This window comes from Pseudomonas sp. FYR_2 (assembly GCF_043106425.1).
Lineage (GTDB): Bacteria > Pseudomonadota > Gammaproteobacteria > Pseudomonadales > Pseudomonadaceae > Aquipseudomonas > Aquipseudomonas monteilii.
This window is the reverse complement of sequence record NZ_JBICMM010000045.1, coordinates 15382-30956: the sequence shown is the minus strand read 5'-3', so window position 1 is coordinate 30956 and position 15575 is coordinate 15382. Positions and strand designations below refer to the sequence as shown.

Sequence of the window (15575 nt, the reverse complement as noted above, 5' to 3'; positions counted from 1 at the left end):
CTGGGTGCTTACACCATCGCCAACCGCTGCTTGCGCGTCGGTGCCGGGAACGCCCGGTCGATCGCTCGCAGGTCTTCACTGTTCAAGGTCAATAACCCCGCAGCAGCATTCAGCCGCACATGCTCAGGTGTCACGGCTTTGGGGATGGCGATCACCCCGTCGTTGCGGGTCACCCAGGCCAGGCTGACCTGGGCCGGTGTAGCACCATGGCGCTCGGCGATTTCTGCCAGCACGGGGTGCTGCAACAAGCGCCCGGCCTGAGCCAGCGGGCAGTAGGCCATGGTCGGCAGCGCACGTTTTTCGCACCACGGCAGCAGGTCGAACTCGATGCCACGCTGAGCCGGGTTGTACAGCACCTGGTTGGTGGCACAGTCAGGATTGTGCAGTTCGCGCAGGTCGTCTACGTCGAAATTGGACACGCCCCAGCGCTTGATCTTGCCTTGCTCGCGCAATCGCTCGAAGGCATCGACCGTTTCTTCCAGCGGGTGCTGGCCACGCCAGTGCAGCAGGTACAGGTCAATGCAGTCAGTCCCCAAGCGTGTGAGGCTGCGCTCACAGGCAGCTGCCATGCCGCGAGCACTCGCATTGTGCGGGTACACCTTGCTGACCAGAAATACCTGGTCGCGCCGCCCGGCAATCGCCTGGCCAACCACGGATTCTGCCCCGCCTTCAGCATACATCTCGGCGGTGTCGATCAGGGTCAGGCCCAGCTCGATGCCCTGTTGCAGGGCCGCGACCTCGGCAGCCTTGCGGCCAGGGTCTTCCCCCATGTACCAGGTACCTTGGCCAATGGCCGGAACGCTCGAGCCTGCCAGTTTCACGTAACGCATGTCACCTCCGGGATCCGGGTATTGGAATACAGAACCTCAAGCAGCGCCTGCGCTGCGGTGGAAAGCTTGTGTTCGCTAAGGGCAATCACGCCGATGCGCCGCTCGACCGTGGGCTCCACCAAAGTTACGCAACGGGCGCCCAGCTCTTGCATCTGGTTGATGCACAGCGCCGGTACGGCACTGACCCCCAGGCCGCTGGCGACCATGCGGCCGATGGTCGCCAACTGGTGGCTTTCGAAGGCCACGGCCAGTTTGCCGTGCTGGGGTGCCACATTCTGCTCCATCAGCAGGCGCACTGCCGAAGGGCGTTGCAGGGCGACGAAGTCTTCGGCCATCAGCTGTGCCCAGCTCACCTCGGGCAGCAGTGCCAGGGGCGAGTCGGCAGGCACCACCGCGACGAAACGGTCCATGTACAACGGGTGGAAGTCCAGCCCGTCGATGTTGTCCGGCTCGAAGCCGATGCCCAGTTCGACGCGGCGATGGCGCACCAGTTCCTGCACCTGTTCATTGATCACGTCATGCACGGTGACGTTGACCTTGGGGTAGCGTTGACGAAACACCTTGAGCGAGTGGGGCAGCAGGTTGCCGGCGAACGCCGGCATGGCTGCCACCGCCACGCGGCCCAGTTGCAAGGTAAAGCGCTGGCGCAGCATCTCCTCGGTGTCGTCCCAATCGGCCAGAAGCCGCCGTGCCAGTGGCAGCAGCACTTCGCCTTCGGCGGTCAGGCTGACGCTGCGCGTGGTGCGGCTGAGCAGGGCACCGCCGAGGTTTTCTTCCAGCGCCTTGATGGTCAGGCTGAGGGCGGGCTGTGAGACATGCAGGTGCTCTCCGGCCTGGGCAAAGCTTTGGTACTTGGCCACGGCGACAAAAGCACGCAGTTGCTTGACGTTCATGACGGGCCTATTTTTGTTTTGTAAAAGTTATCAATCGATGACGAAAACAAAATTAACAAATCAGTCGCTTGCGGTGAAGATGTCTGCACACGCTCACCGACAGCTTCGTCGGTTCAACAACTACAAAAGGCGGATCAGCATGGCCGGACTGGACAAGCGCGTTGCAACCTATGAACAGGCCCTTGAAGGCCTGACCGACAACATGACGGTACTGGCCGGTGGTTTCGGCCTGTGCGGCATCCCGGAAAACCTCATTGGCGAAATCAAGCGGCGCGGCGTCAAGGGCCTGACCGTGGTCTCCAACAACTGCGGCGTCGACGGCTTTGGCCTGGGTGTGCTGCTGGAAGACCGGCAGATCCGCAAGATGATCGCTTCCTACGTGGGCGAAAACGCCGAGTTCGAACGCCAGCTGCTCAGCGGCGAGCTGGAGGTGGAGCTGACTCCGCAGGGCACCCTCGCCGAGAAAATGCGCGCAGGAGGTGCCGGTATTCCGGCGTTCTACACCGCCACCGGCTACGGCACCCCGGTTGCCGACGGCAAGGAAGTGCGCGAGTTCAAGGGCCGCAAGTACATCCTAGAAGCGTCCATTACAGGCGACTTCGCCATCGTCAAGGGCTGGAAGGCTGACCACTACGGCAACGTGGTGTACCGCAACACGGCGCAAAACTTCAACCCGCTGGCGGCCACCGCCGGCAAGATCACCGTGGTCGAAGTGGAAGAAATCGTCGAGCCAGGCGTGCTGTTGCCCAGCGAGATCCACACCCCAGGCATCTATGTGGACCGCGTTATCGTCGGCACCTTCGAAAAGCGTATCGAAAAGCGCACCGTCAAGGCCTGAGAGCCATCCACCAGAACAACAAAGAGATCCTGACCATGGCACTGACCCGCGAACAGATGGCGCAACGCGTCGCCCGTGAACTGAAGGACGGCTACTACGTGAACCTGGGTATCGGCATCCCGACCCTGGTGGCCAACTACGTACCCGCCGACATGGATGTGATGCTGCAATCGGAAAACGGCCTGCTCGGCATGGGCGAATTCCCGACCGAAAGTACGATTGATGCCGACATGATCAACGCCGGCAAACAAACCGTCACCGCCCGCCGCGGTGCCTCGATTTTCGATTCGGCGCAGTCGTTCGCCATGATCCGCGGCGGCCACGTCGACCTGACCGTACTGGGCGCCTTCGAAGTGGACGTGCAGGGCAACATCGCCTCGTGGATGATCCCGGGCAAACTGGTCAAGGGCATGGGCGGTGCCATGGACCTGGTGGCTGGCGCCGATAACATCATCGTCACCATGACCCACGCCTCCAAGGACGGCGAGTCCAAGCTGCTGCCGCAGTGCAGCCTGCCACTCACCGGGGCTGGCTGCATCCGCAAAGTGCTGACCGACCTGGCCTACCTGGAAATCGAAGACGGCGCCTTCATCCTGCGCGAGACCGCACCAGGGGTGAGCGTCGAGGAAATCATCGAGAAAACCGCCGGCAAGCTGATCGTGCCGGATGATGTGAAGGAAATGACCTTCTAAGGCATCACGCGATCCTACCCTGTGGGAGCGGGTTTACCCGCGAATGCGTCGGTACATTCACCGCCGCATTCGTGGGTAAACCCGCTCCCACAGGTTTTTGTGTTGCCTGGCAACACGGTTTCACATCATAAAACCAATAAAAGGAATTCAACTGTGGCCGCTGAAATCCAAGACAGCCGCTCCGCCCGCTTTGCCTTGCGTTGTTCCAACTGGGCGGAACGCTGGTTCCCCGATTCCTGGGTGTTCGCCGCGCTGGCGGTGCTGCTGGTGTGCATCGGCGCGCTGGCCATGGGGGCCAAGCCGACCGACACCGCCAAAGCCTTTGGCGATGGCTTCTGGAGCCTGATCCCGTTCACCATGCAGATGGCCTTCGTGGTGATCGGCGGTTATGTGGTGGCCAGCTCGCCGCCTGCCGCACGGCTGATCGACCGTCTGGCGCGCATCCCAGGGAATGGTCGCTCGGCAGTGTGCTGGGTCGCACTGATCTCGATGTTGGCGTCCTTGCTCAACTGGGGCCTGTCGTTGGTATTCGGTGGCCTCCTGGTACGCGCCCTGGCACGGCGCACCGAGCTGAAAATGGACTACCGTGCCGCAGGTGCTGCTGCCTACCTGGGCCTGGGCGCGGTATGGGCACTGGGCCTGTCGTCATCGGCTGCTCAACTGCAAGCCAACCCGGCCAGCCTGCCCCCTTCGATCCTGTCGATTACCGGGGTCATCCCGTTCACCGAAACCATTTTCCTCTGGCAATCCGGTGTAATGCTGGCGGCGCTGGTAGTGGTGTCGCTGGTGATTGCCTACGCCACGGCCCCCGGCCCAAACAGTGCGCGCAGCGCCGAAGACTGCGGTGTTGACCCCAGTTTCACCGCGCCACCGGCACCGCAACGTACCCGCCCGGGGGAGTGGCTGGAGCACAGCCCGATCCTGATTCTGCTGCTGGTGGCCCTGGCCGCTGGCTGGCTGTACCAGGAGTTCGCCACCAAACCTGCGATCACGGCGATTTCCGGGCTGAACACCTACAACCTGTTGTTCATCATGCTGGGTGCCTTGTTGCACTGGCGCCCACGCAGCTTTCTTGACGCCGTCGCGAGAGCTGTGCCGACCACCACCGGGGTGCTGATCCAGTTCCCGCTGTATGGCTCGATTGCCGCCATCCTTACCCAGGTCAAGGGTGTGGATGAGCAGACCCTTGCGCATCACATCTCGCTGTTCTTCACCCAGATAGCCACCCATGACACCTATGCCGTGCTGATGGGCGTGTATTCGGCGGTGCTGGGCTTCTTCATCCCTTCGGGCGGTGGCAAGTGGATCATCGAAGCGCCTTACGTGATGCTGGTGGCCAACGACCTGCAGTACCATCTGGGCTGGGCGGTGCAGATCTACAACGCTGCCGAAGCTCTGCCCAACCTGATCAACCCGTTCTACATGCTGCCGCTGCTGGGCGTGCTAGGGCTCAAGGCGCGCGACCTGATCGGTTTTTCCTTCGTCCAGTTGCTGGTGCATGTGCCGTTGGTGCTGGTGTTGCTGTGGGCACTGGGTACGACGCTGCAGTACGTGCCGCCGGTAATGCCGTAGTTAAAGGGGCGCTCAGGCTTGGCGTCAGCTTTCAGACGCGTATCATGGCTGCCTCAGCCTGGGAAACCCGCGTCACATGTCTATCCGATTGAAACTGCTGCGTAAGAAACTGGGGATGACTCTGGAAATGCTGGCCGAAAAGACCGGCATGACCAAAAGCTACCTGTCCAAGGTCGAGCGTGGCCTCAACACACCCTCGATCGCAGCCGCGTTGAAGCTGGCGCGGGCGCTGAACGTCAATGTTGAAGAGCTGTTCGCCGAAGAACAGACAGGGGCGAGCCGCTACAGCCTGGTGCGCCATGGCGAACGCCAGGCTTTGGTCGGCGATGGGCAAGGGCCGGGGTATGCGGCCCTCACGAGCCAGGTGGGGCAGCGCAGCCTGTTGCCGTTTCTGATCCAGCCGCCTTCCGAATTCAGTGACCCCACGTTCAAGGAGCATCAGGGCGAGGAGTTCCTGTTCGTGCATGCCGGCCAGGTCGAGGTGGATTTCATGAACGAGCGGGTGCTGCTGGAACAGGGCGATGCCCTGCATTTCAACGCCCAGACACCCCACCGGCTGCGCTCGGTGAGTGCGCAGCCGGCACAGTTGCTGGTCGTGGTTCACCACGCGGACGAATGAACAGCAGCGGGCGTGCGGCATGGCCCCCTGCCTTCTGGACCGTGACCCACAGCCGCCATTCCGACAACGTGGCGCTGCACATTCTGCGTGTCGATATTTTGACGATATCGCCCATCTCCCATTGAATTTTATTATGGTGTCGGATCATTGACGTAGTGTCATTGTGCCCATAAGCTCAACTCAACAGCGAAACAACTCCCGCCACACCACGCCAATAACTAATTGATTTTCCTGTTTTTTGGAGGGGCGTATGCGCACGACTCTGATTATCAAATCGATGTTTTTGCTGGTGTTGCTGAGTGGTGCCGCTCGCGCAGCAGATTCGTATGTAAATCAAAACAGTATCATTCCTGTTTCAACCGCAGGCTGGTTGTTAGCGTTTGCTGTTGTCGGCTTTGTGCTGGTGGCTAACAGAAGAAAGATCTGAACCTGATCGGCGCGTTTATAAAGTACAACGCGTTGCCCCAAGCCTTGGGCCTGGCTTGTGAATTCCCCAACCGTTGCTATATTCCCATTAGCCCATGAGGCCCACGGTTGCAGCACGTTGCAGCCTGCGTATACAGCGTCAAGGTAAAGGCCTCCAGGAAGGTAGGGGCCATCGCGGCGGATGTCGGTCGCGAAGCGGAGCGAGAGTTGGTGTGCTGTTCTCATTCAGTGCTCTTTGTCGGGCCATTTGGCCGGAGGGACCCTCATGAAGCGTTCATTGATTGCCGCATTCTGCATGCTGACGGTGTGGTCTGGCGTCAGCAGCGCAGCCCCGAGTAGTGCGGCATACCTGCTTAGCCCCGGTGATGTCGTCATGGTTTCGGTGTGGCAGGAAGACAGCCTGCGTCAAGAAGCCACCGTACTTCCCGATGGCAGTATTACCTTCCCCCTGGCCGGGCGCATCGATGTTGCCGGGCTGGATGTCACTGCAGTTGAAAAGCAAGTCGCTGCCAAACTCGAAAAGTTCCTCCCCGACCCGAACGTCAGCGTTGTCGTCAAGAGCATCGCCGGCAACCTGGTCTATGTCCAAGGCAAAGTGATCAAGCCGGGCCCGGTGCAAATGGCAGGCCCTACGGCGGTGCTTCAGGCCCTGAGCATGTCGGGCGGCCTGGACAAGTTTGCGGACGAAAGCGAAATCAAGGTGGTCCGTGGCACTGGCGCTTCCCAAAAGATCCTGCCCGTGCGATATAAGGACCTGGTGTCTGGGCGGGACATGTCCACCAACATCCAACTTCAGGCTGGCGACACGCTGGTCGTTCCTTGATCTTGCCTTTAATAAGAACTTTTAATGCCTCTTCTTAAAACAACACGCATTGCAACGGCAATTCTGGTGTTGCCGTTCACGGACGCGGTCCTGGCGGCAAATTGGCAGTCCACGGTGGTGGTACCGACATCCGTCGAATACGACAGCAACCCTTTGTTGCTGACGTCGGGGGAAAAGGGCATAACGCGCACGATCATTGCGCCGGACTACACCCTGATCGGTACCTTCGACCGTGACGAACTGAGGTTGGGGTTGGGCATGCATGTGTTGCGCTCATCCGACACGGACATAGTCAAGGACCGGGAAGACCCTGACCTGAGCCTGGGCTGGCAGCGCACGACCGAGCGTGGGCGTTTTGGCCTGGTGGCACGCTATAACGAAAGCTCGACCTTGTCGGGAACCGTGCTGGACACTGGTGTGATCACCACCGACGGTACACAAAAGCTGTATACGCTGACCGGCAACTGGAGCCAGGCGGTTACCGAACGCAGCACCCTGAGTAACGAAACCACATACAGCCGTGCCCGTTATGACATAAGTACGCTGACGGGTTACGACGAATTGGCGAACGTCTTTACTTGGACCTACGCCTGGAACGAGCGGGCCGACCTTTACACCCGTTTCGGCGCGCGGCGGTATGAGCCCGAGCAAGACCTTACCGCGACAGCCTCCAATAGCTACACCCCAGCAGTGGGGATCAAGTACCAGCTTTCGGAACGCCTGAGTGCCGACGCGCACGTAGGCGTCAACGAAGTATCCGGTGACGAAGGCGGCCGGCGCGGGGAGGGCGGCGTATCGCTGCTGTACACCGGTGTGCGCGCAGATGCCAGTTTTACTGCCGAACGCAGCACGGTGGCCAGCGCCGAAGGTGGCTTCGCCGAGCTGGACCAGGTACGCGGTGTGTGGAGTTACGCGGTCAGCGAGCTGAACCGGGTGGGCGCGGACGCGGCCTGGCAAGACAGCAAGGGGCAGAGCCCCAACACGTTGCAGACTTACAGCGTATGGGCCAGCCGCCAGTTTTCGCCGTACTGGGACCTGCGCCTGTCGCTGATGTACAAGGAACGGCAGCAGGACCATGTAGCGGATGCAACCGCGACGATCGTTGGTTTGACGTTGACGTACAGGTACCCCGACATCTGAACTTCAGGCAGGTGGCCCCATGAAGTCTGACTACGAACTCTCCCTCAGGGATTACATCGCCATTATCAAGGACAGGGCCCTGGTGTTAGGGGTGAGTGCCGCAGTCATTCTTGCCGCGACCGTGGCTGTCGCGTTGATGGTGCCGCCGATCTACCAGTCGACCGGCACTATCCTGGTGGAGTCGCAGCAGATTTCACCCGAGCTGGTGTCTACCAACAACACCAGCTTCGCCGATGAGCGCATCGAGGTGATCCGCCAGCGGGTGATGACCCGTGAGAACCTGCTGCGCATCATCGGCAAGTACGACCTGTTCGCCGACAAGCGCCTGAGCGAAAGCGACAAGATCGACCAGATGCGCAGTGCTATCGTGGTCGAAACCCTTACCACGTTTGTGCGCGGGCGGGGTGAAGCCACCGTGGCGTTCAATGTGTCCTTCGAACACAAGCAGGCGCAAGTGGCCAAGGAAGTGGCTGACGAACTGGTGACGCTGTTCCTCAACGAGAACCTCAAGCAGCGCACCGAGCGGGCCAACGAAACCACCGAATTTCTCACCCAGGAGGCCAACAAGCTGGGCGCCGAGTTGGCCAGCTTGGAAAACCAGCTGGCCGACTTCAAGCAAGCCCATGCCAACGCCTTGCCCGAGCACCAGACCCTGCGCATGAACATGCTGTCACGCTCGGAGCTGGAATTCCGTGAAGTCGACCGTGACTACAAGGCTGCCCAGGAAGAGCTGCGCTACCTTGAGCTGGAATTGTCTGCCGCCAATGCTGGCCTGGCCACCAAGGCAACCGAAGGCAGTAAATCAGCGAGCGCCGACCAGCCCGAGGACCTGCCCAGCCTGAAGGCTGAATACGCCCGCTTGCTGACCCGCTACAAAGACGCTCACCCGGATGTGGTGGCGATCAAACGCAAGATTCAGGCACTCGAAGCCACGGGTGGTCGCACGGCAGCGGCTTCCACGGTGAGCCTCGACGTTGCCCGCGTGCGCGCCAAGATGAGTGCAGCCCAGGAACGTATCAGTTCGCTGGCCGATCAGAAGCGCGAACTGACCAAAAAGATGGAAGGCTACGAGGCCGAGATCCTCGAAGCACCGCAGGTCGAACGTGGCCTGGTGACCTTGATGCGCGACCACGACAACGCCCGCAAGAAGTACGAAGAAATCCGCGCCAAGGAAATGGGCGCGAAGATTACCGAAAGCCTGGAACAGGAAAACAAAGCCGAGCGCTTCGTGCTGCTGGAACCACCGTTGATGCCAGAGAAGCCGATCAAGCCCAACCGCAAGAAAATCGCGGCCTTAGGGCTGGTGCTGGCGCCGGCAGGTGGTGGTGCGCTGGTGATGCTGCTGGAAATGCTCAACCAGCGTGTGCGCGGCGTCGGTGCCCTGGAAAACCTGCTGGGCAAACGCGTGTTGGTGGCGGTGCCGTACATCGATACCAAAGCGGATGTGGCCAGGCGTAAACGCTGGCGGAACGGGTTGATCCTGGCGGCGCTGGTACTGGCGGCTATCATGGTAGTGCTGGTGCACGTGTTCTACATGCCACTGGATGTGCTGTTGTTCAAAGTCATGTCTCGGTTTGCATAGGGAAAGCAGTGATGGACAGGATCAAGCCGGCTATTGGCAATAACGTTCACCCGGTGACGCCGGGAACTCCCCAGGCCTTGTCACCAGCCCCGGGGACGGCACTGGCGGAAGTGCCTGGCCAGTTCGACTACGTGAACACCAAGGTTGTGCCGCTTCGCCCGGAGCACCTTGAGCGTCACCGCATCGTGGCCTACAACAAGAACTCCAGCATGAATGGGCCGATCGACCTGCTGCGCACGCAGGTACTCAGGCTTATGGATGAAAACGGCTGGCGCACCCTGGCCATCACCTCACCCACACCTGAGGCGGGCAAGACGGTGCTGGCGATCAACCTGGCCATGAGCATCGCCCACCACACCACCAAGACGGCGCTGCTGGTGGACTTCGACTTGCGCCGGCCCAAGGTCGGCAGCAGCCTGGGGCTGCCCATGGAACACGCGCTGAACGAGTTTTTGACGGACAAGGCCGAACTGCAGGAGTGCCTGGTCAACCCGACCCTGCCGCGCTTTGTCGTGTTGCCTACACGGGTACCTGTGCCGTTGTCGACCGAGATGCTGTCGTCGCCCAAGGTGAACAACCTGATCAGCGATTTGCGCAACCGCTACGAGTCGCGCATCTGTATTTTCGACTTGCCACCGTTGCTTAGCTCTGATGATGCGATCACCGTGATACCCAAGTTCGACTGTGTATTGCTGGTGGTGGCCAACGGGATGAACAACAAGAAGGAAATCGAGGATTGCCTGCATCACCTGGGGCAGGTGAACCTGATCGGGACTGTATTGAACAAGGCTGACGAGCAACCGCGCACCTACTATTGAGGCTCAAGACCTCGGGGCGCAAAGCGCCCCCAAGGATGTCAGCCCTAATGCAGGGTCCAGGGGTGCTGCAACTCCCACTGCCACGCATGCCGCACAATCTGCTCCAGCGATACAAACTCCGGCCGCCAACCCAATACGTTCATTGCCTTGCTGGCATCCGCCACCAGCCGGGGCGGGTCGCCGGCGCGACGCGGGGCGTCTATTACGTGGATTTCACGCCCAGTCACCGCACGGGCAGTATCGATCACTTCCTGCACTGAAAAACCATGGCCATTGCCGAGGTTGAACGCCGTACGATCGCCACCCGCCAATAGATAGTCCACCGCCAGTGCATGCGCCGTCGCCAGGTCGGCCACATGGATGTAGTCGCGTATACAGGTGCCATCCGGCGTGTCGTAATCCCGGCCAAACACTGTCACCGCCTCACGTCGGCCCGAGGCAGCCTGAAGGATCAGCGGGATCAGGTGGGTTTCCGGTTCGTGGCGCTCTCCCAGCTGGCCCTCCGGGTCAGCGCCTGCCGCATTGAAATAGCGCAGGCAAACCGATTTCAAGCCATAGGCCCGGTCGAAGTCCTCGAGAATCTGCTCGACCATCCATTTGCTCAGCCCATACGGGTTGATTGGTCCCTTGGTATGCGCTTCATCGATTGGAATATAGAGCGGGTTACCGTAAACGGCCGCGCTGGAAGAAAACACCAGATGCTTGATGCCGGCATTCACCATGGCCTGCAGCAGGCTAAGGGTGGCCGCGACATTATTCTGGTAGTACTTGCCAGGCGCGCTGACCGACTCACCTACCTGGATGAACGAGGCAAAGTGAAAGACAGCATCAAAGCGGCACACGCCAAACAACACATCCAGTGCGGCCTCGTCGGCGATATCCAGCTTGGCCCATTGGACGCCAGGTGCAGGTGCAACCAGGTCAGCCACCACCACCTCGTGGCCTGCAGCGATCAAGTGCTTGACCATGTGCGAGCCAATGTAGCCGGCGCCACCGACAACCAGGAACTTCATCCGCACCTCCTGTGACCCGCTGATTTACAGACGCAGTGAACCGTCCCTGAACAGTACAGGTGAATTGGCCAGCTACAGGTGACTTGAGCGTAGATGGCCAGATGCCCTATTTCAAGAACAGCCAGTTGGACATGTAGTTGCCGTCGAGCGTAATGACGTAATGCCCGTCGTTGTACGTTGCCGGCAGCGGCTTGAGTTGGATCTGCGCATCATGCGCGAACAGCTTCAGCCCGGCGGGTGCCTTGATGGTCAGGCTGCCCTCGAAGGGTTCGACATTGAATGGCGTCTTGTCATCGGCCTTGGGCATGGCGCGGGTACCCAATGACAGCAGCAGCTCCCGTGACTGGCCCAGCGGTTTGCCGTCCAGGCTCTGTACCGCGACGCTGGCGTAAGGCGTTTTCGTTTGCACCTGAATGGCCCCCAGGCTGATCGAGCGGCCACCCAGCCAGCCGGTGGCGGCCTGGGTCAGTGGTGTATCGATGGTGTAGATGCCTTGTTGCCAGTTGCGCTTGAGCTCGCCGGTGTCGGTTACCGACTCGGTAGCATCGGTGGCCAGCAGCGATTGCCCCGGGTCTTGCAGCACTTGCGCACCTGCGGGAATGGCGGCCGGTTTCAACCACGGCAACTCCGGGGTTTGCGGCAGGGCAATCTGCAGTTGGCCCTTCTCCATGGCTGTGCGCAACAAAGGCGAGTTTCGTGGGGTGATCTCTTGGTTGTAAAGGGTGGCGGGCGTCGGGGCGAATACGTAATGGGTGGTGGCAGGCTTCACATCGGCACGGCGATAGAGCAGGGCGGCAGCGGGCAGCGTGGCGATCATCGCGGGGTCGTTGTAGGCGTGCCAGTTGTCCGCTGTGCGCCAGCCCGGGTTGAAGGCCTGCTGGCTGTAGGCATATTGCATCAGCGCGTCCCAGCCCTGGTGGCTGGCAGTGCCGGCCACGTACAGCGGCAGCGAGTGGCGGTCGGGCAGTGGGAAAGGCTCGGCGTTCCATTCGGTGACGGTCAGTGGTTTGCCCACGACCTGGGCGGCGGCGATCCAGTCGATCATGCCGTCGCTGGTCAACGGGTTCTTCTCCAGTTGGCCGATGGCGCCGTAGCTGTGGGCATCGACGACGTCGCCTGCGGTCAGGGCCGGCAATGCGCTCAGGCCATTGCCGCCCCAGGTGCTGGTGGTGGCGATCGGCACCTTTACCCCCACACTGCGCAGGTGAGCGATCATGTCGGCGTTGAAGCGCTGTTCCAGGTCGTTGAGGAGCAGCTTCGACGGGCCGTGCTCCCACGCGTGCCAGGTTTGGTCGACGGGCAGGTTGTACTGCCTGGCGAAGGCTTTGGCCGCTGCCATGTAGCGCTCGCTGTGGCGCGGTACATCCTTGTTCGGCATCAGGGCGTTGCCGTAGTGTTGGGTAAGGTCGTTCTCGTTGGTGATCAGCACGGCGGCGATGGCCGGGTCGTCCTTGTAGGCAAGGCCCGTGTACGCGTTCACATGGGTCAGGTACTGCTCGGCAAAGCGCTTCATCGCCGCTTGAATACTGTTGTTCACATAGGCATAGCCCTTCAGGTCGACGCGGTCATCCTTCTTGGGCAGCTCATCGAAATCGTCAATGTTGTCGTTGGCGGTAAGTGCGCGCTGTACGTGCATGTCCAGCCAGATGTAGATGCCTTCGTCCTTGAGCGCCTTGATCCACAGGTCGAGCTTGCGCAGTGACTCGGCGCTGAGCTGCTGGGTGTCGCGCACCAGGGTGCCGTCGCCGAACACGTTCGGGCTGACCCAGGGCGAGTCGTGGTGGTGCAGGCGCACCAGGTTGAACCCCAGGGCGGACAGGCGCTTGGCCTGTTGGCGAATTTCGTCGTCGGGGCTTTTGAACAGCGAATAGGCAGACAGGTTGGTGCCCCAGAAACGCACGGGGGTGTTGTCTTCGAACATCAGTTGTTCACCCACGGCCTTGACGAACCCATGTTTGCCTGCGGGTTTTTCCGCCGCGTTGAGGAACGACAGGTCCACCGGCGAGGTGCGCCAGTCCAGCTGGTCATCCGGCCAACTGGCAGGGTCGGCCAGGCCGAAGCGCTCAGTGGGCGTGGGCCCCAGCTCGATGTCGCCGGTCACGTTGAGTACAGCCTTGAGTTGTTGCTTGCCGGCGCTGATCAGGTCTTTGTACAGGAACGCACGCAATTCGGACGGGTTGCCACGCTCGAAATACACCTTGGCCAGCGGCGGGTCGAAGCGCATCTCGATGCGCCGGCCTTGGTCAGCCTTGCCCCAGGACCAGCCGCGGTTGTCGGCCAGCAGTTGGGGCGCACCCATATCGCCGGCGATTTGCGCCGGGTCGAACTGGAACACCATGCCGCCACCCATCACCCCGGTCTGCCGGCTATGGGCATCCAGGTCGAAGGCCCAGCTCAGGGTTTGTGCTTGCTCCTTGCGGATATCAGCCGCCAGGTCGAAGTCCAGCTCTTTGTTCTTGCCCCGCAGCGTGTACTGATAGGGGCCACTGACCTTGAAGTCGGTATAGAAGCCGGTCCAGCTCCAGTTGGCGGCCCAGAAGTCGAACTTGGCCTTCATCACCGGGCCACCGCCGTGTGTCACGGTGGGCAGCCCATTCTGTTCGTCGACACTGACCTGCCAGCCGGAGCCCCAGCCGGCCAATGGCAGCAAGACCAGGCCGGCAATGGCAGAAAGGCGTACGATATGACGCAGGGAAAGCACGTTCATGAACATTACCTGGGTTGTAGGCCGGGTTCGGCCAGTTCCATGGCCTGGCTGTCGTGCAGCCGGCGAACCATCTGGATGTAAGCCACGCCCAGCCCGGCGATGGACCAGTACACCACCGGGATGAAGGTGATGCTGCTGACGGTGAAGATGATCACCAGAATGCCGATCAGTGTCGCCAGCAACACCCGGCCGAGCTGTCGTCGTTCATCATCCTTGTCGGCGAAGCTGAGCATGGCCCTGCGGATCCCGCGCAGTACCACGGCAAAGAACGCCACGAACAGCCCGAGCCCCACCAGCCCGACCCGCAGCGCCAGGTTGATGTAGGTGTTGACGATGTCGATGATGCCTTCGCCCTGGATCATCGACTGCATTTCCGGGGTGTTGCGGAAGTCGAACGAGCCGAACAGCGGGTTGCGCTGGATAACGATCCAGGCGTTGTCCATCAGCCGCTCGCGGTAGGTGATGTTTTCTTTTTCCAGGTTGCCAATGAAGGGCAGCAAGTCCAGCACCTTTTCGCCGCCGGGCACGATGGTGAGCAAGGGCAGGGCCAGCATGCCGGCTGCGCCCAGTAGCGCCAGGCGCTTGACGGCACCTTTGCCCAGGGCAATGAACACCACCACGATGACCACGACGCCGATCCACGGGCCGCGTGACAACGGTGCGAACAGCCCGGCGGCCAGTAGCAGGGCGCCCATGGCTTTGTGCAGCGGGCGTTGCACATAGCCCTGGACGAACAGGAACAGGCCGATCGCCACACTCATCACATAGCCCAGGGCAATCGCCTGGCCGGTGGTGACGCTGGCCCGCAGTGCGCCGCCGCGGCTGAGGTAACCCGACATGCTCCAAGGCACGCCCATGGCATCGACCAGGGCGCTGTACAGCAGCCAGTGGCGTACATATTCGGCCACGGCGATCAGTGCCATGACGAAGGACGTGAGCACGAAGGCCAGCATGGCGTCCTTGAAGTCGCTTATCTGGCGCAGGCCGCGGCTGGCCACGTAATACGGCAGGAGGACGTCGACATACAAGTACAGCGCCTGGCGCAGGGTGTCGGTGGGGGTGGTTTCGCGCAAATACAGCACGCTCATCAGCACCAGGCCAGCCGCCAGCAGCTTGTCGGCCCAGGTGCGGCCAAAGCGCAGGGTGCCTGCCTGGCGGCTTAGCTGCAGCGCGGCGGGCAGCAGCACGCACAGGGTGAGCAGGCGGATGTGGTTCAGGTCGACCAGGTAGTTGACCACGCCGAATCCGGGCACCTGCACTGACGCAGGCGGGATGAGGAACAACAGCATGTAGAACAGTGCCATGGGGTTGTGTTCGCGGCGCCCGGCAATCAGCAGGATGACCGCGCCCGCGCCCAGATAAAGCCAGAAGCTGTGCGAGACGAAAGCCAGCACCGTCAGCAGGAACCACAAGTTGCGCCGGCGCTTGAAATCCGCGAGCGGAATCAGGTCGGTGGCAGGGCGCCGCGCAAGCAGGAAGACCACGCTCGCCAAAAACAGGATGACGATCAACGCACGAAAATGTTCAGGCATCGGCTATGTACACCTTTCCCTCGGTGGGCAACGGCTAGCATCGTGGCTAATTGAAACTATAGTGACTTTTAGCCAATCAGTCAGAGATTG

14 protein-coding genes are annotated in these 15575 nt (G+C 61.1%); 9 read left to right on the top strand and 5 right to left on the bottom strand.

Features of this window, described 5'->3' with window-relative positions; translation table 11 throughout:
- Nucleotides 1-8: 8 nt before the first annotated feature.
- Nucleotides 9-830, bottom strand: coding sequence for an aldo/keto reductase (locus ACF8R4_RS19115; protein ID WP_104834751.1), 822 nt, complete (start codon nucleotides 828-830; stop codon nucleotides 9-11).
- Nucleotides 818-1723, bottom strand: coding sequence for a LysR family transcriptional regulator (locus tag ACF8R4_RS19110; RefSeq protein ID WP_060499334.1), 906 nt, complete (start codon nucleotides 1721-1723; stop codon nucleotides 818-820). Before ACF8R4_RS19110 ends, ACF8R4_RS19115 begins: the two co-directional genes overlap by 13 nt.
- A 139-nt stretch (nucleotides 1724-1862) precedes the next feature.
- On the opposite strand from ACF8R4_RS19110, the gene ACF8R4_RS19105 reads away from it, so the two are divergent.
- From ACF8R4_RS19105 to ACF8R4_RS19065, 9 genes are all read left to right on the top strand, one after another.
- Nucleotides 1863-2561 carry a CoA transferase subunit A gene (locus ACF8R4_RS19105; protein ID WP_060499335.1) on the top strand — a complete coding sequence of 233 codons (699 nt, stop codon included), beginning with the start codon at nucleotides 1863-1865 and terminating at the stop codon, nucleotides 2559-2561.
- Nucleotides 2562-2596: 35 nt separating this feature from the next.
- Nucleotides 2597-3253, top strand: coding sequence for a CoA transferase subunit B (locus tag ACF8R4_RS19100; RefSeq protein ID WP_012272371.1), 657 nt, complete (start codon nucleotides 2597-2599; stop codon nucleotides 3251-3253).
- Between the two features lie 153 nt (nucleotides 3254-3406).
- The gene (locus ACF8R4_RS19095) at nucleotides 3407-4825 is read left to right on the top strand and encodes a short-chain fatty acid transporter (protein ID WP_016715302.1); all 1419 of its coding nucleotides are present in this window, start codon (nucleotides 3407-3409) and stop codon (nucleotides 4823-4825) included.
- Between the two features lie 76 nt (nucleotides 4826-4901).
- The gene (locus tag ACF8R4_RS19090; RefSeq protein WP_060499336.1) at nucleotides 4902-5444 is read left to right on the top strand and encodes a helix-turn-helix domain-containing protein; all 543 of its coding nucleotides are present in this window, start codon (nucleotides 4902-4904) and stop codon (nucleotides 5442-5444) included.
- A 250-nt stretch (nucleotides 5445-5694) separates the two neighbouring features.
- Nucleotides 5695-5871 (top strand): EPS-associated small membrane protein EppA, encoded by a 177-nt coding sequence (gene eppA / locus ACF8R4_RS19085; protein WP_016487266.1) that lies wholly within the window; start codon nucleotides 5695-5697, stop codon nucleotides 5869-5871.
- Nucleotides 5872-6135: 264 nt separating this feature from the next.
- On the top strand, nucleotides 6136-6693 hold the full coding sequence (locus ACF8R4_RS19080; RefSeq protein WP_060499338.1) for a polysaccharide biosynthesis/export family protein: 558 nt from the start codon (nucleotides 6136-6138) through the stop codon (nucleotides 6691-6693).
- A 24-nt stretch (nucleotides 6694-6717) separates the two neighbouring features.
- Nucleotides 6718-7833, top strand: coding sequence for a hypothetical protein (locus ACF8R4_RS19075; protein ID WP_060499339.1), 1116 nt, complete (start codon nucleotides 6718-6720; stop codon nucleotides 7831-7833).
- A 19-nt stretch (nucleotides 7834-7852) separates the two neighbouring features.
- Nucleotides 7853-9415, top strand: a complete 1563-nt coding sequence (locus tag ACF8R4_RS19070; protein ID WP_060499340.1) for a Wzz/FepE/Etk N-terminal domain-containing protein — start codon at nucleotides 7853-7855, stop codon at nucleotides 9413-9415.
- Nucleotides 9416-9426: 11 nt separating this feature from the next.
- The gene (locus tag ACF8R4_RS19065; RefSeq protein ID WP_392493199.1) at nucleotides 9427-10233 is read left to right on the top strand and encodes a CpsD/CapB family tyrosine-protein kinase; all 807 of its coding nucleotides are present in this window, start codon (nucleotides 9427-9429) and stop codon (nucleotides 10231-10233) included.
- Between the two features lie 44 nt (nucleotides 10234-10277).
- Here ACF8R4_RS19065 and galE read toward each other — a convergent pair whose 3' ends face one another.
- From galE to ACF8R4_RS19050, 3 genes are all read right to left on the bottom strand, one after another.
- Complete coding sequence (gene galE / locus ACF8R4_RS19060; RefSeq protein WP_156866961.1) at nucleotides 10278-11246, bottom strand: UDP-glucose 4-epimerase GalE; 969 nt, start codon at nucleotides 11244-11246, stop codon at nucleotides 10278-10280.
- A 106-nt stretch (nucleotides 11247-11352) separates the two neighbouring features.
- Complete coding sequence (locus ACF8R4_RS19055; RefSeq protein ID WP_392493197.1) at nucleotides 11353-13953, bottom strand: glycosyl hydrolase family 5; 2601 nt, start codon at nucleotides 13951-13953, stop codon at nucleotides 11353-11355.
- Nucleotides 13954-13958: 5 nt separating this feature from the next.
- The gene (locus ACF8R4_RS19050; protein ID WP_060499343.1) at nucleotides 13959-15485 is read right to left on the bottom strand and encodes an O-antigen ligase; all 1527 of its coding nucleotides are present in this window, start codon (nucleotides 15483-15485) and stop codon (nucleotides 13959-13961) included.
- Nucleotides 15486-15575 lie beyond the last annotated feature (90 nt).

Bases quoted from the DNA above. Each gene is read 5' to 3' on its own strand.
- ACF8R4_RS19100 (WP_012272371.1), top strand. From the start codon at position 2,597: ATGGCACTGACCCGCGAACAGATGGCGCAACGCGTCGCCCGTGAACTG.
- ACF8R4_RS19090 (WP_060499336.1), top strand. From the start codon at position 4,902: ATGTCTATCCGATTGAAACTGCTGCGTAAGAAACTGGGGATGACTCTG.
- ACF8R4_RS19110 (WP_060499334.1), bottom strand. From the start codon at position 1,723: ATGAACGTCAAGCAACTGCGTGCTTTTGTCGCCGTGGCCAAGTACCAA.
- ACF8R4_RS19050 (WP_060499343.1), bottom strand. From the start codon at position 15,485: ATGCCTGAACATTTTCGTGCGTTGATCGTCATCCTGTTTTTGGCGAGC.
- ACF8R4_RS19055 (WP_392493197.1), bottom strand. From the start codon at position 13,953: ATGAACGTGCTTTCCCTGCGTCATATCGTACGCCTTTCTGCCATTGCC.
- galE (WP_156866961.1), bottom strand. From the start codon at position 11,246: ATGAAGTTCCTGGTTGTCGGTGGCGCCGGCTACATTGGCTCGCACATG.
- ACF8R4_RS19070 (WP_060499340.1), top strand. From the start codon at position 7,853: ATGAAGTCTGACTACGAACTCTCCCTCAGGGATTACATCGCCATTATC.
- ACF8R4_RS19075 (WP_060499339.1), top strand. From the start codon at position 6,718: ATGCCTCTTCTTAAAACAACACGCATTGCAACGGCAATTCTGGTGTTG.
- eppA (WP_016487266.1), top strand. From the start codon at position 5,695: ATGCGCACGACTCTGATTATCAAATCGATGTTTTTGCTGGTGTTGCTG.
- ACF8R4_RS19065 (WP_392493199.1), top strand. From the start codon at position 9,427: ATGGACAGGATCAAGCCGGCTATTGGCAATAACGTTCACCCGGTGACG.
- ACF8R4_RS19105 (WP_060499335.1), top strand. From the start codon at position 1,863: ATGGCCGGACTGGACAAGCGCGTTGCAACCTATGAACAGGCCCTTGAA.
- ACF8R4_RS19115 (WP_104834751.1), bottom strand. From the start codon at position 830: ATGCGTTACGTGAAACTGGCAGGCTCGAGCGTTCCGGCCATTGGCCAA.
- ACF8R4_RS19080 (WP_060499338.1), top strand. From the start codon at position 6,136: ATGAAGCGTTCATTGATTGCCGCATTCTGCATGCTGACGGTGTGGTCT.